At 58.0% G+C, this 17269-nt stretch carries 21 protein-coding genes and 1 tRNA gene; 14 read left to right on the top strand and 8 right to left on the bottom strand.

The annotated features are described in order from the left end of the window. Positions 1 to 3 precede the first annotated feature (3 nt). The 5 genes from H8Z83_RS09205 to era all read left to right on the top strand — a co-directional run bounded on the left by H8Z83_RS09205 (position 4) and on the right by era (position 3241). Complete coding sequence (locus H8Z83_RS09205; RefSeq protein WP_187014744.1) at positions 4 to 270, top strand: phage holin family protein; 267 nt, start codon at positions 4 to 6, stop codon at positions 268 to 270. 20 nt (positions 271 to 290) lie between these two features. Next, positions 291 to 614, top strand: a complete 324-nt coding sequence (locus H8Z83_RS09200; RefSeq protein WP_187014743.1) for a hypothetical protein — start codon at positions 291 to 293, stop codon at positions 612 to 614. Beyond that, the gene (locus H8Z83_RS09195; RefSeq protein WP_187014742.1) at positions 607 to 1284 is read left to right on the top strand and encodes a phosphodiester glycosidase family protein; all 678 of its coding nucleotides are present in this window, start codon (positions 607 to 609) and stop codon (positions 1282 to 1284) included. The genes H8Z83_RS09200 and H8Z83_RS09195 overlap by 8 nt, the downstream gene beginning before the upstream one ends. Before the next feature lie 120 nt (positions 1285 to 1404). Then, positions 1405 to 2241 (top strand): hypothetical protein, encoded by an 837-nt coding sequence (locus H8Z83_RS09190; RefSeq protein WP_187014741.1) that lies wholly within the window; start codon positions 1405 to 1407, stop codon positions 2239 to 2241. Between the two features lie 100 nt (positions 2242 to 2341). Continuing rightward, positions 2342 to 3241 (top strand): GTPase Era, encoded by a 900-nt coding sequence (gene era, locus H8Z83_RS09185; RefSeq protein ID WP_187014740.1) that lies wholly within the window; start codon positions 2342 to 2344, stop codon positions 3239 to 3241. A 41-nt stretch (positions 3242 to 3282) separates the two neighbouring features. On the opposite strand, the gene H8Z83_RS09180 is transcribed toward era, so the two are convergent. Continuing rightward, entirely contained in the window at positions 3283 to 4113 is an 831-nt protein-coding gene (locus H8Z83_RS09180; RefSeq protein ID WP_187014739.1) for a pyridoxamine kinase, read from the bottom strand. A gap of 111 nt (positions 4114 to 4224) precedes the next feature. Between H8Z83_RS09180 and H8Z83_RS09175 the strand changes: the two genes are divergently transcribed. Then, positions 4225 to 4308: transfer RNA gene (locus H8Z83_RS09175), tRNA-Leu, on the top strand. Between the two features lie 115 nt (positions 4309 to 4423). Here the strand turns inward: H8Z83_RS09175 and cysS are convergent. From cysS to H8Z83_RS09160, 3 genes are all read right to left on the bottom strand, one after another. Then, positions 4424 to 5872 (bottom strand): cysteine--tRNA ligase, encoded by a 1449-nt coding sequence (gene cysS, locus H8Z83_RS09170; RefSeq protein ID WP_187014738.1) that lies wholly within the window; start codon positions 5870 to 5872, stop codon positions 4424 to 4426. Between the two features lie 334 nt (positions 5873 to 6206). Further along, positions 6207 to 7319, bottom strand: coding sequence for a DUF362 domain-containing protein (locus tag H8Z83_RS09165; RefSeq protein WP_187014737.1), 1113 nt, complete (start codon positions 7317 to 7319; stop codon positions 6207 to 6209). A gap of 104 nt (positions 7320 to 7423) precedes the next feature. After that, positions 7424 to 7840: a hypothetical protein gene (locus H8Z83_RS09160; RefSeq protein ID WP_187014736.1), complete on the bottom strand. Its 417-nt coding sequence runs from the start codon at positions 7838 to 7840 to the stop codon at positions 7424 to 7426. A gap of 231 nt (positions 7841 to 8071) precedes the next feature. Here H8Z83_RS09160 and murI point away from each other — a divergent pair, with 231 nt between their 5' ends. The 6 genes from murI to H8Z83_RS09130 all read left to right on the top strand — a co-directional run bounded on the left by murI (position 8072) and on the right by H8Z83_RS09130 (position 12934). After that, complete coding sequence (murI, locus tag H8Z83_RS09155; RefSeq protein WP_187014735.1) at positions 8072 to 8884, top strand: glutamate racemase; 813 nt, start codon at positions 8072 to 8074, stop codon at positions 8882 to 8884. Continuing rightward, positions 8871 to 9311 (top strand): YwiB family protein, encoded by a 441-nt coding sequence (locus H8Z83_RS09150; protein ID WP_243184858.1) that lies wholly within the window; start codon positions 8871 to 8873, stop codon positions 9309 to 9311. The genes murI and H8Z83_RS09150 overlap by 14 nt, the downstream gene beginning before the upstream one ends. A 34-nt stretch (positions 9312 to 9345) precedes the next feature. Beyond that, on the top strand, positions 9346 to 11085 hold the full coding sequence (gene argS / locus H8Z83_RS09145) for an arginine--tRNA ligase (protein ID WP_187014734.1): 1740 nt from the start codon (positions 9346 to 9348) through the stop codon (positions 11083 to 11085). Between the two features lie 216 nt (positions 11086 to 11301). After that, positions 11302 to 12009 carry an AzlC family ABC transporter permease gene (locus H8Z83_RS09140; protein ID WP_187014733.1) on the top strand — a complete coding sequence of 236 codons (708 nt, stop codon included), beginning with the start codon at positions 11302 to 11304 and terminating at the stop codon, positions 12007 to 12009. After that, positions 12006 to 12335 (top strand): branched-chain amino acid transporter permease, encoded by a 330-nt coding sequence (locus H8Z83_RS09135; protein WP_187014785.1) that lies wholly within the window; start codon positions 12006 to 12008, stop codon positions 12333 to 12335. Before H8Z83_RS09140 ends, H8Z83_RS09135 begins: the two co-directional genes overlap by 4 nt. A 71-nt stretch (positions 12336 to 12406) precedes the next feature. After that, positions 12407 to 12934 (top strand): DUF6512 family protein, encoded by a 528-nt coding sequence (locus tag H8Z83_RS09130; RefSeq protein ID WP_187014732.1) that lies wholly within the window; start codon positions 12407 to 12409, stop codon positions 12932 to 12934. A 38-nt stretch (positions 12935 to 12972) separates the two neighbouring features. On the opposite strand, the gene H8Z83_RS09125 is transcribed toward H8Z83_RS09130, so the two are convergent. From H8Z83_RS09125 to H8Z83_RS09110, 4 genes are all read right to left on the bottom strand, one after another. Beyond that, on the bottom strand, positions 12973 to 13563 hold the full coding sequence (locus tag H8Z83_RS09125; RefSeq protein ID WP_187014731.1) for an L-2-amino-thiazoline-4-carboxylic acid hydrolase: 591 nt from the start codon (positions 13561 to 13563) through the stop codon (positions 12973 to 12975). Positions 13564 to 13573: 10 nt separating this feature from the next. Beyond that, positions 13574 to 14182, bottom strand: coding sequence for a cytidylate kinase-like family protein (locus H8Z83_RS09120; RefSeq protein ID WP_187014730.1), 609 nt, complete (start codon positions 14180 to 14182; stop codon positions 13574 to 13576). 13 nt (positions 14183 to 14195) lie between these two features. Then, positions 14196 to 14942, bottom strand: coding sequence for a heparan-alpha-glucosaminide N-acetyltransferase domain-containing protein (locus H8Z83_RS09115; RefSeq protein WP_187014729.1), 747 nt, complete (start codon positions 14940 to 14942; stop codon positions 14196 to 14198). 68 nt (positions 14943 to 15010) lie between these two features. Continuing rightward, positions 15011 to 15286 (bottom strand): hypothetical protein, encoded by a 276-nt coding sequence (locus H8Z83_RS09110; protein ID WP_187014728.1) that lies wholly within the window; start codon positions 15284 to 15286, stop codon positions 15011 to 15013. 115 nt (positions 15287 to 15401) lie between these two features. On the opposite strand from H8Z83_RS09110, the gene H8Z83_RS09105 reads away from it, so the two are divergent. Both H8Z83_RS09105 and H8Z83_RS09100 read left to right on the top strand, forming a co-directional pair. After that, complete coding sequence (locus H8Z83_RS09105; protein WP_187014727.1) at positions 15402 to 15569, top strand: ribbon-helix-helix domain-containing protein; 168 nt, start codon at positions 15402 to 15404, stop codon at positions 15567 to 15569. 111 nt (positions 15570 to 15680) lie between these two features. Next, positions 15681 to 17261 (top strand): peptide chain release factor 3, encoded by a 1581-nt coding sequence (locus tag H8Z83_RS09100; RefSeq protein ID WP_187014726.1) that lies wholly within the window; start codon positions 15681 to 15683, stop codon positions 17259 to 17261. The last annotated feature ends 8 nt before the right edge of the window (positions 17262 to 17269 follow it).

Below are 17269 nucleotides of genomic sequence, written 5' to 3'. Positions count from 1 at the left end.
AGGATGGACATTTCGGCATTTGGTATGGCAGGCGTGGCGGCGATCACGGTGATCTGCTACCTTGTGGGTTGGATCGTTAAGGTGTCCGGTCTGGATAACAAGTGGATCCCGGTGATCGTGGGTGTCTGCGGGGGGATCTTGGGCGTTGTGGGAATGCTGGTCATGACGGATTTTCCGGCGGCGGACCCGCTGACCGCCGCTGCGGTGGGAATCGTCAGCGGCCTCGCGGCCACAGGAGTGGATCAGATCAGCAAACAGATGAAGGACTGAGGGCGGAAAGGAGCGCGAAGATGGAAAAGATGTTTGAGAAAATCATCAGCGAGGGGAAAAAGTCCGGCAAGAGCATTGAAGAGATCAATGCCGAGCTGAAGGCGGCTGGGGCCAACTTCCACTTGAATCCCGACGGCGGCGTGGCCGGTTGGACCGATGCAGAGATGGAGGAGGGCTTTATCCCTGCGGAAGAGGAACCCAAGGAGGCCCGGCGTACCTTGGATATGCGCCGCAGAATGGAATTTGCCGGGACTGAGCAGATCCAGTGGATCCCCGGCGGCAGGTTTGCAGTCAGTTATGACGAGGACGGCTACGCCAAGAGCGCCGTCCGGCTCCATGACTGATGTATTTGCCTGCGCCAGAGCGCAGATCTATTACAACATCAAACGGAAACCTCTGGCGCAGGTGAAGCGGGAGACCGGATGCAGCCACATCATCAACGGCTATTTGTTTAACGGCAGCTTTCAGCCGGTTGGCTGGACGGTGATCGACGGCAAGGTCATCAGTCGGGACGCCTATCAGGACTGGGGAATTTCCATCGGTTCTGATGGGAAGCCCCAGATGCTGACGGATCGGGGCGGCAGTTTTCTTTCCGGGGTGCCTCTTTTGAAAAATGGGGCGAAGCTGGAGCGAAGCCTGACGCCGGATGTGGCCCGCTCCGCAGCCCGGACAGCTGTGGGCTGGATGCCGGATGGACGGATCTGCCTGTGGTGCGACAAGACCAGCCTGACCCGGGAGCAGCTTCAAAACAAACTGCTGGGCCTGGGCGTGGCGGATGCGCTGATGTTGGACGGCGGCGGTTCCACCCAGGGATTTTTTCCCTCTGGTAAGGTGGCCAGTTCCCGAAAGGTGCCGACGATGGTCCTGTTTTGGGAAGAGACCAAACAGGAGAGGAACGCGGACCTGAACTGGGCAGGAAAATCTGGGATCCTGACGGAGGTTCAGCTTGCGGAGCCGGAAAAAGCCGTTACCCGACGGGAATTGGCGGAAATTCTGCATCGGCTTCAAAAATAAATTCAAAAAATCGGGGAGGCTTTTATGAAAGTTTCCCCGATTTTTTGCTTGAAAGCCAGTGCTTGACAACAGAGCGGAGCGGGGTATGATGAGATTATATCTTGCAAAGGGGAATGTACTATGACCAGAACAATCGGAATAAGAGTAATCTGTGTGGCGGCGGCAGTGATTTTGGCGCTGGCTTCCATATTCGGCGTGGCCAAACTCACCACGGATCCGGCCTTTTACCAGAAGTCTATCGCCGCACTGGAGGAAAAGCAGGAGACGGTTTTGGAACTAACGGCGGCCTCCACAGCAGCATCGGCGGCGATCACGCTGCTGCCCGGCGACACGGCTACGCCGATCGCGGACAAGCTGGCGGATCTCAGCGGCTATTTTCTCATCGTGCTCTGCGCCATTTTTCTGGAAAAATATTTGCTGACCATCACCGCCGCTGCGGCATTCAAGGTCCTGATCCCGGCGGCCTGCGCCGCCTTTGCAGCCGCGGCACTGTTCCCCCGCCTGCGGCGGACGGCAGGGGCGCTGGCGTGGAAACTGGCATTGTTCGGCGTAGCGATCATGCTGGTAATCCCGGTGGGGATCCGGGTCAGTGACCTGATTGAGGATACCTATCAGGCATCCATTGCGGCTACTATTCAGGAGGCCAAGGAGGCTACGGATACCATTCAAAGCAGCCAGAATGAAGGCTCAGCAACGGAACAGAGCGGTATTTCCGGATTCTTTTCCAAAGTGGCGGACAGCATTACCGGTGCTGCGGCCGGTGCGGTGGAGAAGCTGCGGAATGTGCTGAACCGCTTTTTGGAGGCCCTGGCAGTTATGCTGGTGACTACCTGCCTGATCCCGATTCTGGTGCTGCTGTTTTTTGTGTGGCTGGTAAAACTCATTTTGGGCGTGGAACTGCCGCCGCTGGGAATGCCCCGCCGCTCTGGTGAGAAAATCGGCGGAGGAGAGATTTGACATCCGGTTGCAATTCCGGCAGATCTGTGGTATGTTAAAAAAACGGACCGCATGGAGCGGAACGTAAACGAAAACGCTCAAAGAAAGTTGAGGATCACCTATGTCAAACATTACAAAAACCGCCATGATCACCGTTTGCGGACGGCCCAACGTGGGCAAGTCCAGCCTGACCAACGCGCTGGTGGGCGAAAAGGTCGCCATCGTTTCCAACAAGGCCCAGACGACCCGGAACCGGATCTACGGCATTGTGAATCGGGAGGACACCCAGTACATTCTGCTGGATACGCCGGGACTGCACAAGCCCAAGTCCGCTCTGGGGGATTACATGGTAAAGGTCGTGACCTCCAGCCTCAGCGATGTGGACTGCGCACTGCTGCTGGTGGAGCCCATCCCCCATGTGGGAGGACCGGAGAAGGCGCTGATCGACCGCATCCGGGAGGAAAAGATCCCCTGCATCCTGTGCATCAACAAGATCGACACTGTGGAGCCTGCGGAGCTGCTGCCGGTGATCGCGGCTTACAACGAGGTGTGGGACGGATTTGACGCCATCATTCCCATTTCTGCCCATAAGGGCGGCGGTCTGGACGATTTGATGCATGAATTGCAGAAATACGCCCAGGAAGGTCCTCAGCTGTTCCCGGACGGAGAGACCACCGACCAGCCGGAACGGCAGGTCATGGGCGAGCTGCTGCGGGAAAAGCTGCTGCTGTGTCTGGATAAGGAGATCCCCCACGGCACCGCCGTGGAGATCACCAAATTCTCCGAGCGGGATTCCGGGGTGGTGGACGTGGACGCCACAATCTATTGCGAAAAGGCCAGCCACAAGGGCATCATCATCGGTAAGCAGGGTGCCATGTTGAAGAAGATCAGCTCTCTGGCCCGGGCGGATATGGAAAAGTTCATGGGCACGAAGGTCTATCTCCAGACCTGGGTGAAGGTCAAGGAAAATTGGCGGGATAACCTGAACTATGTGCGGAGCATGGGTTACCGGGATGAATAACAACAAAGGGCCGGGAAGGATATCATCCTTCCCGGCCTTTTTTATTTGCTGCTGGTCAACTGCCCCAAAAGCGGCTCAAAGTCTACGCCATCCTGCTCTGTGAGTCCCTCGGCCAAGGTGCGCGCAATGCAATCACGGACAAAATCCGCAGCGGCTTGGGCGGCCTGAAAAAGGGGAACACCCCTTGCCACCCCTCCAGCGAGGACGCTGGCGAACAGGTCGCCGGTGCCGGAAAAGTCCTGCGGCTCCCGGGGAGTCTGTACAGCTTTGCTCTCGCCGCTGTCACGGTCAAAGCACAGGGCTCCGGTCTGTCCCGGCTCCGAAGAGTAGCCGGTGAGCACCACAGACCGCCGTCCACCCACACTTAACCGGCGAACCACCTCGTAGGCGTCGGTCCGCTGAATTTCCTCATAGGGACGGTCCAACAGCAGCGCCGCCTCCGTCAGATTGGGGGTGATCACATCCGCATTTTCTGCCAGCGCCCGCATTCCCCGGCACAGATCCGGCGTGCAGGTGCGGTAGGCGGTGCCGTGATCGCCCATGACGGGGTCCACGATGACGGCGGTGCCAGATTTCTTGAACGTATCAAAAAACCGTGCCACGGTGTCCACCTGATCGGCACTGCCTAAAAAACCGCTGTAAATGGCATCAAATTGCAGATCCATAGCGGCCCAGTGATCCGCGATACGGCCCATTTCCACCGTCAGATCCAAAAAGGTATTGCCGGGAAAACCGGTATGAGCGGAGAGCAGGGCGGTAGGCAGGGGGCAGCATTGGCAGCCCATGGCGGAGAGTACCGGCAGGGCAATGGTCAGCGAACAGCGGCCAAAGCAGGACAGATCGTGAATGGCAGCGATGCGGGGTGTGGACAAAGCGATCCCTCATTTCCATGCGAATAATTTCAGACCCCATTGTACCGCGTAAATTCTTCTTGTTCAAGAGGAAAAACTGTGCTATACTCTATGAGATCAAATATACGGCACGCGCCTGTGATGGAATTGGTAGACATGCGGGATTTAGGTTCCCGTGCTTTCAGCGTGTGGGTTCGAGTCCCTTCAGGCGCACCAAAGCGGACCACCATGACGAAAAGTCATGGTGTTTCGTTTTATACGAGCTTCATACAAACGGACAAAAAGGAGGATGGCAAACGCCATCCCCCTTTGCTGCACGATTCAGAAAAACTTAAACGCGCTTCCAGCTGGCGCCGTCCTTGGTGTCCACGATCTCGATGCCCTGAGCCTTCAGCTCATCGCGGATGCGGTCGGCCTCCGCGAAGTTCTTGGACTTCTTGGCCTCGTAGCGCTGCATCACCAGCGCGTCGATGGCGGGATCGCCCTCGCCGGTGACGGTGTAGCCGCCTTCGGCCTTGGCGGTCTGGGCCTTGGCATTGGCTTCCCGCATCGCTGCGGCCTTTTTCAGCAGGGACAGGCTCAGTACCTGATCGTAGCTGCCCAGAATGGCCAGCTTGGTGGCGTCATTGGTCTTGGCCTTTAAAGCATCATACAGAGCGGTGACGCCCATGGAGGTGTTCAGATCGTTGCCCATCTGCTGGAGGAATTTCTCCTTGTACTCCTTGAGAGCAGCTTCATCCACGGTGCCATCCTCTGGATTCAGGGCGGCGATCTTGGCGATCAGCTTGCCGTAGGCGGCTGCGGCGTTGTCCAGATTCTCCCAGGAGAATACCAAAGCCTTGCGGTAGTGGCTCTGGAGGCAGAAGAAGCGGTAGGACAGAGGATCATAACCCTTTTCCTCCAGCAGGGACACGGTGAGGAACTCGCCCTTGGACTTGCTCATCTTGCCGTGGTTGGTGTTCAGGTGGGCCACATGGAACCACTGGGGGCACCAGGGATGACCCAGATAGCTCTCAGACTGGGCAATCTCGTTGGTGTGGTGGGGGAAGGCGTTGTCAATGCCTCCGCAGTGGAGATCCAGATACTCGCCGTTGTACTTCATGGAGATGCCGGAGCACTCAATATGCCAGCCGGGATAGCCCACGCCCCAGGGGGAGTCCCACTTCAGGGCCTGATCCTCAAACTTGGACTTGGTGAACCAGAGGACGAAGTCGTTCTTGTTCCGCTTGTTGGTGTCCTCTTCTACGCCCTCACGGACGCCGACAGCCAGATCCTCCTCGTTGTGGTCATTAAAGATATAATAACGCTGGAGCTTGCTGGTGTCGAAATAGATGTTGCCGCCGGCAGGATAGGCGTAGCCGGTGTCCAGCAGCTTGGTGATGATCTTGATATAGTCATCAATAAGGCCGGTGGCGGGCTGCACCACGTCCGGGCGTTTGATGTTCAGCTTGCGGCAGTCATCAAAGAAGGCATCGGTATAGTACTTGGCCACCTCCATGACGGTCTTGTGCTCCCGGTGGGCGCCCTTGAGCATCTTGTCCTCGCCTTCGTCAGCATCAGAGGTCAGGTGGCCCACGTCCGTGATGTTCATGACACGGTTGACGCTGTAGCCGGAATAGCGCAGGAACTTTTCCAGCACGTCCTCCATGATATAGCTGCGGAGGTTGCCGATGTGGGCGAAGTGATACACCGTGGGGCCGCAGGTATACATTTCCACATGGCCGGGGGTGTGGGTGGTGAATTCAGCTTTCTTATGGGTAGCGGAGTTGTAAAGATACATAACATTCATCCTTTCCGGGTATTTGTTTGACGCGGACACGGGACGAAAAAAACGCCTCCCGCGCCGGTTTGGCACGAGAGGCGATCAAAAAACCGCGGTTCCACTCTCATTTTTCACTCAAGGCCCGTAACGTGGGCAAACCGGAGGGCATCTGCATCCCCCGCGCTCCCGGATGCACTTCCCATGCCCCGCCGCAGGCACGCTTTCAGCCGGTGACGCGCCCTCTCTGCCCATTGGATACACGGTACTCTTTCCGTTCAACACGCTATTTTGACTTCTATCAATATAGCAGGCATCTTCGCCGGTGTCAAGCCCCGGCGGGCGGTTCATGGGGTTAGATTTTTACCAGCTCGTATTCCCGGCTGCCCAGACCGATCTTCTCACTGTGGATCAGAGCGGCTTCCCAGTCGGTGTCCGGATGAGCGGCCTTGAAATGATCCTCGCACTGGCAGGCTTCGCCGCTGCCGATGGCGGAATTGGGCATCTTGGGTTGGGCCAGCACCGCGTCGATACAGGCCTGATCCAGAGCAACAGGGTCGAAGGAGGCGAACATACCCACGTTGGGCACGATGGGCACATCGTTTTCGCCGTGGCAGTCACAGTTGGGGGATACGTCCATCACCAGAGACACATGGAAGCAGGGACGGCCGTCCACCACCGCCTTGGTGTACTCGGCGATCTTGTAATTCAGGATGGAGGGAGCCTCGTCATACATGCACTGGATGGCGTCCTTGGGGCAGACCGCCAGACACCGGGCACAGCCTACGCATTTATCGGTGTTGATGGTGGCCTTGTTGTCGGCGTCGAAGGTGGGCGCGCCGTGGGCGCAGATCTTGGCGCAGGCGTGGCAGCCTACGCACAGCTTCTGCTTGACGAAGGGTTTGCCGGAGTTGTGCTGCTCCATCTTGCCCGCACGGGAGCCGCAGCCCATGCCGATGTTTTTCAGGCAGCCGCCGAAGCCCGCCTGCTCGTGGCCCTTGAAATGGGTCAGGGAGATGAACACATCGGCGTCCATCACCGCCCGGCCGATCTTGGCCTCCTTCACATACTCGCCGCCCTCCACGGGGACGGCTACCTCGTCATTGCCCTTCAGACCGTCGGCAATAATGATATGGCAGCCGGTGGAATAGGGGGTAAAACCGTTGACGTAGGCAGATTCCATGTGATCCAGCGCGTTTTTGCGGCCGCCGATATACAGCGTGTTGCAGTCTGTCAGGAAGGGCTTGCCGCCCTGACTTTTTACCAGATCCGCCACGGTTTTGGCCCAGTTGGGGCGGAGATAGGCCATGTTGCCCGGCTCGCCGAAATGCATTTTGATGGCCACATATTTGCCGTCCATGTCGATGTCGCCGAAACCGGCAGTCATCATCAGCCGGGCCAACTTCTGGGGCAGGTTTTCCCGCCAGCTGGGGCAGCGGAAATCTGCGAAATAAACTTTAGATGCCATAGTGCATTCTCCTTATCAGAGCTTTTGAGAACTTTCCTGAGATGATTATAAAACCTGAAGTTAACTTTATGTCAAGGACAAAAAAGGAATTCGATCTCTTTTTACTATCCTTCGTCCAGATCCACAGTCACCCGGTCAGTGCCGTGCTCATCGAATTCAGAGAGATAGGCGTCGATCCGCGCCATGAGTGCGTCGTAATTCTCCCGGGTCAGGGGCTGACCGTCCAGATCCCGCAGGGCCAGCTCCTCCGCCAGCAGCTCGTAGAAGATCGTATCCTCATACTGCTCGATGGCCTCGTGGATGCCGCCGTCGGCAAAGGCGCGGGAGGGGATAAGACTGCCCCGGTACCGCTCCACCAGCTTGGGCATCCCCTGAGGGACGCAGTGGGAGAAGACCTTGCCCTCCACCTGATCGTATTCCTCGATACGGTCATCACCTCGGGTGGAATTCAGCACCCAGTTTCCTATGTATACCAGATCCAGCAGATACCGGAATTCCTGATCTGTTAATTCGAGCTTCATAAGGAGCCACCTCCCATATCCCTTTGATGGAGGGTATTATAGCAGAACCCATCTGAAAATGCTACCTGAAAAAGCGGGCAAAAAGCCAAAAATCTGTCTCCAGAACCGAAAAAACCGCCGTCCGGCAAATTTCAACTGCGAAAAACGGCGCTTTTGCCCTTGCACAGCGGAAGAGGCTATTGTATAATATACTTTCTGAACGAACACCCTGGAAAAAAGGAGGCGAGCGGTATGGATAACCGTCCTATCGGGGTATTTGATTCCGGGTTGGGCGGACTGACAGCGGTGAAGGCCCTGCGGCGTCTGCTGCCGGGAGAGGATCTGATCTACTTTGGAGATACCGCCCGGGTGCCATACGGCGGACGTTCCCGGGAGACCCTTTTGAAATATGCCCGTCAGGACATCGCCTTTCTCCGGTCCTTTGACCTGAAGGCGGTTCTGATCGCCTGCGGCACAGTGACCTCCACCTCTCTGGATACTTTGCGGAAGGAAAATGATCTGCCTGTGTTGGGCGTGGTGGAGCCCTCTTGCCGGGAGGCGCTGGCTGTCACAAAAAATAAAAAGATCGGCATGATCGCCACATTGGCCTCCGCTCGCTCCGGAGCTTACGAACGAACTCTGAAGGGTCTGGACGCCGATGTGCAGGTGGTCAGCCAGCCCTGCCCGCTGTTTGTCCCGCTGGTGGAGAACGGCCGGTTCCGGCAGGGGGATGTGGTCATCGAGACGGTGGCCCGGGAATACCTGACGCCGCTGATAGAAGCCGGCGTGGATACGCTGATTCTGGGCTGCACCCATTACCCCTTGCTGAAAGACATCATCGGGGAGATCTGCGGCCCCGGCGTCACCCTGATCGACTCCGGCGCGGCCTCGGCCCGGGCACTGCGGCAGCAGCTTGCGGCAGAGGGCCGGCTTACGGACCGGCAGCAGGGCGAAACCCGCTTTTATGTCAGCGACCGGCCGGAGGATTTTGAGAAGCTGGCCGCGGTATTTTTGGAAGAACCCCTGAGCCGGGGGGCGGAGAGGATCGACATTGAACAGTATTGAACAAGAAAAGCTCCCGGTGATGATCTCCGTCCGGGGAGAACAGTATTTTGATGATGTGGACCCCAACGCCACGGAGCTGATGACGGAGGGAACACTGGAACAGACGGAGGACGGCTTCCTTCTGAGCTATCAGGAGACAGAGCTTACCGGCATGGAGGGGACCCTCACCACCTTTGAGATCGGCCCCGGCCGGGTGATCCTGCGGCGCAGCGGCAGCGTCAACTCTCAGATGGTGTTTGAGGAGGGGCGGCAGCACACCTCCCTGTATGAAACGCCGTACGGTGAACTGTCCGTGGATATTCAGACCAGCCGCCTGCTTCATAACCTGACGGAGCGGGGCGGACTCATGGAGATCAAGTATTCCATTGCGGTAGAACACGTGGTCACGGGTCGGAACTGCTTCAAGATCCGGGTCCGGCGGAAATAAATGGCAAATTTAACCGAAGAAAGGGTTTAACGATATGACGAATATGATCCAAAACGCGAAGGACCAGGCTGCGGCGCTGGCAATGGCAGCCTACAAGGCGGCTGCTGCGGACGGCACTCTGCCGGAGGCAGAGGTCAAGACCGCCCCCGTAGAGATCCCCAAGGATACCGCCAACGGCGACTATACCACCACCTTTGCTCTGGCTGCCGCCAAGGCACTGGGCAAACCGCCCCGCGTGATCGCTCAGGCGCTGTTGGACCACATGGATCTCGCCGGCACCTACTTTACCTCTGCGGAGATCGCTGGCCCCGGCTTTCTGAACTTCCGACTGGGAGACCAGTGGTATGCCGGCGTCATGAACGCCGTGGAAACGGAGAAGGACGTCTACGGCACCAATGACAGTCTCAAGGGTCAGAAGATCATGGTGGAGTTTGTCTCCGCCAACCCCACCGGACCCATGCACATGGGCAACGCCCGGGGCGGCGTGCTGGGCGATACTCTGGCCTCCGTCCTCGCCGCCTGCGGCGCGGATGTGTCCAGAGAGTTCTATGTCAACGACGCCGGACACCAGATCGACAAGTTTGCCCGTTCCATCGAGGTTCGCTACCTCCAGCTTATCAATGGCGAGGATTCCATCGCCTTCCCGGAGGATGGCTATCAGGGCGAGGACATCAAGGAACTGGCCAAGGCCTATTATGACGAGCACGGCGACAGCCTGCTGAATGCCTCCGAGCAGAAGCGGCAGGACGCGCTGGCGCAGTTCGGCCTTTCTGTGAACCTGCCCCGCATGAAGACGGATCTGGAGCGCTATAAGATCCATTACGATACCTGGTTCTACGAGTCTACCCTCCACGAGAGCGGCTATGTGGCCGAGACCGTGGAGCTGCTGACGGAAAAGGGCTGGACCTACGAAAAGGACGGCGCTCTGTGGATGAAGACGGCCGATATTCTGCGGGAGCACTTCCGCAAGCAGGGCAAAAAGGAAGCGGACATTGAAAAGCTGGATCTGAAGGATGACGTGCTCCGCCGGGCCAACGGCTTCTACACCTACTTCGCTGCGGACATCGCCTATCATCGCAATAAGTTTGCCGTCCGCGGCTTCGACAAGGTCATCAACATCTGGGGCGCCGACCATCACGGCCATGTGGCCCGTCTGAAGGGCGCGCTGGACGCGCTGGGCCTCAATGGCTCCGAGCGGCTGGATATCGTGCTCATGCAGCTGGTGAAGCTGCTGCGGGACGGCGAGGTGGTCCGGATGTCCAAGCGTACCGGCAAGGCCATCTCCCTCCACGATCTGCTGGACGAGGTCAGCGTGGACGCTGCCCGCTGGTATTTCAACGCCAAGCCCGACACGCAGATGGAATTCGACCTGGGTCTGGCCGTCCGGGAGGACAGCGAGAACCCCATTTATTATGTAGAGTATGCCCACGCCCGGATCTGCTCCCTGCTGCGGGCCTTGGAGACTGACGGCGTGACCGTGCCAGAGACCGCCGACCTGAGCCTGCTGTCCGGCGAAGCAGAAAAGGCCCTCATCAAGCAGATCGCTCAGTACTGCGAGGAGATCAAGCTGGCGGCCCGGGATTATGACCCCAGCCACATCAACCGCTGCCTGCAGGAGCTGGCGGCCTGTTTCCACCGGTTCTACACCGCCTGCCGCATCCGGGGCGAGGAGCCGCAGGTGGCTGCCGCCCGTCTCAAGCTGGCGGACGATACCCGCATGGTGCTGAAGAACGGCCTGAAGCTCATCGGCGTGGATGCTCCGGAGAAAATGTAAGGACCTTCGAAGTTACCCAAGCGTCTTTGAGAAAATGCGCAGACAGCCGCTGATGAAGCTGTGTATCAGATGACTTAGGGGCGAAAGCGCAGCCTATCATAGTGCATAAAAAAAGAGCCTTGCAGCTCTTTTTTTATATCCTGAAACGGAATTGACAGAGGAACCTTCCGGCGGTATACTCTGCGTATAAAATTGCCTGCGAAATGGGTAGTGCATATGGAAGAACATGAAACCATCGTGAAAAATCGAAGCGCCGCTCTGCGGGCCGCATTTCCCGCCACCATTCCGGTGATGACGGGGTATCTCTGTCTGGGCGCAGCCTTCGGCATCCTGCTGCGGACCGCCGGATATGGGATCGGCTGGTCTATCGCCATGAGCATGATCTGCTACTGCGGCAGTATGCAGTTTGTGGGCGTCTCGCTGCTGACGGCGGCCTTCGACCCCTTTCAGGCGCTGCTAATGTCCGTGATGGTCAATGCCCGGCACGCCTTTTATGGCCTGTCCATGCTGGAAAAGTACCGGGGCACCGGCCCGGTTCGCCCTGTTTTGATCTGTACCCTGACGGACGAGACCTTTTCTCTGGTATCCACACTGGAGCCGCCGGAGGGCGTAGCCCGGAGGGACTTCTACTTCTGGATCTCACTGCTGGACTACCTTTACTGGCAGGTGGGCTGCACACTGGGGAACGCTGTGGGCGGGCTGCTTACCTTTGACACGACCGGTTTGGATTTTACGCTGACGGCGCTGTTCATCGTGCTGCTGCTGGAACAGGTGAAGAAAAAGGAAAACCGGGCCGCCGGGATCATCGGCATGGTCTGCACCGCCGCAAGTCTGGCTGTGTTTGGCCCGGATAATTTCCTGATCCCTGCCATGATCTTACTGCTGGCCGTTTTACTGGGAGGGAGGAAAAAACTGTGCAAATGACAAGCGTTCAGGCCCTCATCACCATTCTGGCCATCGCTGTGGGGACGCAGTTCACCCGCTGGCTTCCCTTCTGGCTCTTCCCGGAGAAGAAGGACCCGCCGGCGGTGGTGCTGTATCTGGGCAAGGTGCTGCCGCCCGCCATGATGGGCCTGCTGACGGTGTACTGCTTCAAAAACGTCTCCTGGCTCTCCGGGACCCATGGCGCGCCGGAGCTGCTGGCCTCTGCCGCCGTGGTGGGGCTGCATCTGTGGAAACGGAACGTGCTGTTCTCTATCGCCGGGGGCACGGCGCTGTACATGGTTCTGGTGCAGGCCGTTTTCGCATAAAATAAAATAAATCGCATAAAATGGAAGCACAGTCAAATGCTGTGCTTTTATTTTTCGGGCGGGAGGTCATTATGGGGAGACGGTGGCGGTTCTGGCCCCTGACGGGCTTTCTTACGGCGGCGGTGCTGGGTACCTTGGCCCACTTCGCGTACAGGTGGAGCAGCGGGGCGCTGCTGGCGGGGGTGTTCTGCGCTGTGAATGAATCCGTATGGGAGCACATGAAGCTGCTGTTTTTCCCGGTGCTCCTCTTTACGGCGGCGCAATTCTGCATGGGAGAGCGGGACGGCCTGCTGGCGGCCCGGGCGGTCAGCGTCACGGCGGGACTGGCCCTGATCCCCACATTGTATTATACCTACACCGGCGTTTGGGGAGATCACACACTCTGGGCGGACGCGGCCATCTTCTATCTGTCGGCGGCGGTGACGTTTTGGCTGGACGATCTGCTTCACCGTCAGCGGCGGCTCTGGAAGATGGGATGCCAGGTGGCGGGGCTGGTGTGGCTGTGGGTGCTGGCGTTCCTGTTTGTCTGGTGGACCTTTTCGCCGCCCCACATCGCCCTGTTCCGGGATCCGCTGACGGGACTTTATGGGATACCGTAGAAAAACGGCGCTGCCCTTTTGGGACAGCGCCGTCTCTGTTATTTCTTGTAGAAATGGAAATCGCAGCAATCACCGCCGGTCCCCAATGTCTGGGTGCGTCGGAAACCGACTTTTTTCAGATCACCGAAGGCGTAATTGTCACATTCGCAGAAAAAACGGCAGACTTCCGGACAGCCGCATGATACGCAGGTATCATGCCAGAGACACTGGTGGATGGTCAGGTCAAATTCCTCCGGCTGTTCCTCAAAGGTGCTGACCCAAGCGTCGCTGGAGGAGGTCGTTTTCCGGAAGGCCCAGCGAAATACCGAGAAGAAACGGGGAACCCATTCCAGACCGGCGTACCGGTCATGGGAGGCGGGACCCTGTACCTCCCGCACATATTTCTCCATGAGCTTTTCAGCATCCAGCCCCCGGTGCTTCAATACAGTGTAGACTGCGACCCGCGGCAGGATCGTGCTTTGCATCAGGGCGCGCCGGGAGGGGGAGGTCTCCTGAGAGCTGGCTAAAAACGATGCGGCTTCTTCCCGGCTTTCCGCCATGACCGCCGTTCCCTCTTTTTCCCCCAGGACCCGGAGAAAGAAACGGTCCAGCATTTCCCACATGGCTTTTTCTTTCTTTTGTACGGACATAGGACCTCCTTTATTCACCGGCAGGCCGATCATCGAACTGAGCGGCCCGGGAGCGGATGTATTGTTCCAGAATATCCACGGTGCCGGGGATGTCCAGTCGGGCGCTGTTGATCACCAGATCGTAACATTTGGCATCGCCCCAGTCACCTTTGCAGTGCTGGTCATGGTAGATCCGCCGCTGCCGGTCCTGATGCTTGATGAAGTCCAATGCTTCCTCCTCCGGCAGAGGGGTGCGCTTGACCCGGAAATCCAGATCCGCCCGGACGAAGATGGATACCAGTCCCTCCCGGTCCGCCAGCACCTCTTCAGCGCAGCGGCCCAGTACCACGAAGGATTCTCCGGCGTTAGCGTGCTGGCGCAGCAGCTCAAACTGCATCTGGGCCACGCAGTCCTCCGGGGCGCTGCTGATGCCCCGGACGGAGCGGCAGAACAGGGGGGAGTAAGGGCGCTCATCGTAGCGCTCCAGCGTTTCGGCGCTGACGCCCTTGTCCTCTGCGGCTTTTTGCAGAATGCTCTTGTCGAACAGGGGGAGCTGAAGCCGCTCCGCCAGCGCATGGGCGATATCCAGTCCGCCGCTGCCGGATTCCCGGCCGATGGCTACGATCAGTTGATGGGACATAGGAAGGACCTCCTTACAAAATGGTGGGCAGCAGCACCAGCGCGGCGTACAGCACCGGCTGATGCAGCAGATAGAGCAGCAGAGAGTGACGGCTTATAACGGACAGCCCCGGCAGGCGAATATCCGGCAGGGCGGGGATCTCCGGCCGCAGTCGGTAGAGATAGAACCCGGTCCAGAACAGAAAGAGCCACGGCAGCAGGGAGAAATAGTCTGAGGACGCAAAGGCGGGGGCGGGAAAACCCAGACCGGCGGTGGCGAGATTTGTGTACCAGCCACGGGGTAGCCGCAGCAGCGGCACCCAAGCAAAGCCGAGATAGCCGTGATTCACATCCCGCGCCAGCAGAAACAGGGAAAAGCTGAGGACAAGCCCCAGCCGGGGCGGAATCCGGGCCAACAGAGGACGGAGAGGGACAGTCAGCAGGGCGGCAGTCCCTAAAAAAGTCAGCACGCCGAACCGGATCGGCTCCTCCGGCGTTACCAGAGCTGTTGCCAGAGACACGAGTATTCCGCCGCAGAAGCTCATAAGGCCCCGGCGGAGAGGATGCCGACCCATCTGCCAGCAGTAGCCGGAGAGCAGAATGAAGGTACAGCAGATGCTCTGCTGCCAGATATACGCCCAAAAGCCGTTATACCAGGCCCACGGCAGGCCCCGGAGATACACCAGATCCCAGCAGAGGTGATAGGCGATCATGCTGAACAGGGTCAGTCCCCGAAGGGAATCTAAGGTGCCGCTGCGGAGGCGGATCGCGTTTGCATTCATAGCACATCCATCCTTGCGGAAGAAGTTTCTTCCTCAAAAATACCACAATTCGACAGATTTTTCAAGATTTACCGGTCCTGCAAAACGGCGATACTGCCCAAAGCCAGACCCAGCTGGACGCCGGCCTGAAAAAAGAAGTGCTTGTGGCGGCAGTTGATGAGACCGTGGAGGTCCGCCAGCCCCAAAAGCTCTTTTCGCAGCGGCTGATCGTCGGCAAAGCGGTCCATCAGGGCATGAAACCGGCGGGCGTAGTCCTGACTGTCCGGCTGAAACTGATCCAGCCGCCGCTGCTCCTTTTCCACCAGATCCACCAGCAGTTGAATGGTATCGTCCTGTAAATTCATAAAAACACCCCTATATGGTACTTAGTATATTACTATATATATACCATGAGGTAACGACTTGTCAAGAAAAAATGGGCATGATATAGTGCATATATAGTGCAATGGAGGTTACTACATGGGTGAAGCTGTATTAGTAAATCGTAAAAAGTTCGTTTCCTCGCTGGCCAATGAATTGGTGGAGCCGTTCAATGAACTTTCTAAAAAGACACGCCTGACTAAAACAAAGCTTTTGGACGAGGCCATCGAGGACCTTTTGAAGAAATATGCGGCAAAGGACCTCTGACGATGGGGGAAACCGGGCAATTTCGCCTGTTTTCCCCGTTTTTCCCTTGCGCGAGCAGGGGAGATGTGTTAGAGTAGCTAAGTCTGTGTATATGAATTCAGGAGGAATATCATGCCAACATTAGAAGAAGAAATTTCCCGGCGGCGGACATTCGCTATCATTTCTCACCCGGACGCCGGTAAGACCACTTTGACGGAAAAGTTCCTGCTCTACGGCGGCGCCATCGCGCAGGCCGGTGAGGTCAAGGGCAAGCGGGCCAAGGCTGCCACCTCTGACTGGATGGAGATCGAAAAGCAGCGCGGCATTTCCGTCACCAGCTCCGTGATGCAGTTCCAGCACAACGGCTTCTGCATCAACATTCTGGATACCCCCGGCCATCAGGACTTCTCCGAGGACACCTACCGGACCCTGATGGCTGCTGACAGCGCCGTCATGGTCATCGACGGCGCCAAGGGCGTGGAGCCTCAGACCCGGAAGCTGTTCAAGGTCTGCGCCCTGCGACACATCCCCATTTTCACCTTTATCAACAAGATGGACCGTGAGACCCGTGACCCCTTGGAGCTGTGCGAGGAGGTAGAGCGGGAACTGGGTATCGACACCTACGCCGTCAACTGGCCCATCGGCTGCGGCAAGGAGTTTGCCGGTGTCTACGACCGGGAAAAGCAGCGGATTCTCTTCTTCTCCGGCGAAACCCGGGGCAAGAAGGTCAACTCCATGGAGGTAGCCTTGGAGGACCCCACACTGGACGAGACACTGGGCACGGAAAAGGCCGCCAAGCTGCGGGACGAGGTGGAGCTGCTGGGAGCCGGACGGGACTTTGATATGCAGGCCGTCCGGAACGGCACCCTATCTCCCGTGTTCTTCGGTTCTGCTCTGACCACCTTCGGCGTGGAGCCGTTTTTGGAGGAATTCCTGCGGATGACCACCGCTCCGCTGCCCCGCGTCAGCGATCAGGGCGAGGTGGATGTGTTTTCCCCGGATTTCTCCGCCTTTGTGTTTAAGATTCAGGCCAACATGAATAAGGCCCACCGGGACCGGCTGGCCTTCATGCGGATCTGCTCCGGCAAGTTTGAGCGGGATACGGAATATTACCATGTCCAGAGCGGCAAAAAGCTGCGTCTCAGCCAGCCCCAGACCATGATGGCCGCGGAGCGCGAGATCGTGGAGGAAGCCTACGCCGGCGACATCATCGGCGTGTTCGATCCCGGCCTGTTCGCCATCGGCGATACCATCACCGTGCCGGGGAAGAAGTTCCGGTATTCAGGCATCCCCACGTTTGAGCCGGAGCACTTTATGCGGGTGTCTCCCAAGGACACCATGAAGCGAAAGCAGTTCATCAAGGGAACGGAGCAGATCGCACAGGAGGGCGCCATCCAGATCTTCAAGATCCCCGGCGCGGGCCTGGAGGAGGTCATCGTAGGCGTGGTGGGCACCCTGCAATTCGACGTGTTCGAGTACCGTATGAAAAACGAGTACAACGTGGATCTGCGGATGACCAGCCTGCCCTATGACCATCTGCGGCTCATTGAATCCATGGACTGCCACCCCGATGAGATCGTGCTCTGCACCGGCGCCGCTGTGCTGCAGGATTTCCGGGACCGCTATCTGCTGGCCTTTGACGGCGAGTGGAGCGTGGGTTTCCTTACCAAGCACAATCCCGGCCTGGTACTGGCGGACACCCTGTCTGTATAATAAAATCA

Origin of the sequence: Dysosmobacter segnis (assembly GCF_014297285.1) — a bacterium.
Classification (GTDB): Bacteria; Bacillota; Clostridia; order Oscillospirales; family Oscillospiraceae; genus Oscillibacter; species Oscillibacter segnis.
The sequence above is the reverse complement of the archived record's forward strand: the minus strand, read 5'-3'. Positions and strand labels throughout refer to the sequence as shown.

Coding starts and splice junctions, on each gene's coding strand:
- H8Z83_RS09205 (WP_187014744.1), top strand. CDS start 4: ATGGACATTTCGGCATTTGGTATGGCAGGCGTGGCGGCGATCACGGTG.
- H8Z83_RS09200 (WP_187014743.1), top strand. CDS start 291: ATGGAAAAGATGTTTGAGAAAATCATCAGCGAGGGGAAAAAGTCCGGC.
- H8Z83_RS09195 (WP_187014742.1), top strand. CDS start 607: ATGACTGATGTATTTGCCTGCGCCAGAGCGCAGATCTATTACAACATC.
- H8Z83_RS09190 (WP_187014741.1), top strand. CDS start 1,405: ATGACCAGAACAATCGGAATAAGAGTAATCTGTGTGGCGGCGGCAGTG.
- era (WP_187014740.1), top strand. CDS start 2,342: ATGTCAAACATTACAAAAACCGCCATGATCACCGTTTGCGGACGGCCC.
- cysS (WP_187014738.1), bottom strand. CDS start 5,872: ATGTATCTTTACAACTCCGCTACCCATAAGAAAGCTGAATTCACCACC.
- H8Z83_RS09165 (WP_187014737.1), bottom strand. CDS start 7,319: ATGGCATCTAAAGTTTATTTCGCAGATTTCCGCTGCCCCAGCTGGCGG.
- H8Z83_RS09160 (WP_187014736.1), bottom strand. CDS start 7,840: ATGAAGCTCGAATTAACAGATCAGGAATTCCGGTATCTGCTGGATCTG.
- murI (WP_187014735.1), top strand. CDS start 8,072: ATGGATAACCGTCCTATCGGGGTATTTGATTCCGGGTTGGGCGGACTG.
- argS (WP_187014734.1), top strand. CDS start 9,346: ATGACGAATATGATCCAAAACGCGAAGGACCAGGCTGCGGCGCTGGCA.
- H8Z83_RS09140 (WP_187014733.1), top strand. CDS start 11,302: ATGGAAGAACATGAAACCATCGTGAAAAATCGAAGCGCCGCTCTGCGG.
- H8Z83_RS09135 (WP_187014785.1), top strand. CDS start 12,006: ATGACAAGCGTTCAGGCCCTCATCACCATTCTGGCCATCGCTGTGGGG.
- H8Z83_RS09130 (WP_187014732.1), top strand. CDS start 12,407: ATGGGGAGACGGTGGCGGTTCTGGCCCCTGACGGGCTTTCTTACGGCG.
- H8Z83_RS09125 (WP_187014731.1), bottom strand. CDS start 13,563: ATGTCCGTACAAAAGAAAGAAAAAGCCATGTGGGAAATGCTGGACCGT.
- H8Z83_RS09120 (WP_187014730.1), bottom strand. CDS start 14,182: ATGTCCCATCAACTGATCGTAGCCATCGGCCGGGAATCCGGCAGCGGC.
- H8Z83_RS09115 (WP_187014729.1), bottom strand. CDS start 14,942: ATGAATGCAAACGCGATCCGCCTCCGCAGCGGCACCTTAGATTCCCTT.
- H8Z83_RS09110 (WP_187014728.1), bottom strand. CDS start 15,286: ATGAATTTACAGGACGATACCATTCAACTGCTGGTGGATCTGGTGGAA.
- H8Z83_RS09105 (WP_187014727.1), top strand. CDS start 15,402: ATGGGTGAAGCTGTATTAGTAAATCGTAAAAAGTTCGTTTCCTCGCTG.
- H8Z83_RS09100 (WP_187014726.1), top strand. CDS start 15,681: ATGCCAACATTAGAAGAAGAAATTTCCCGGCGGCGGACATTCGCTATC.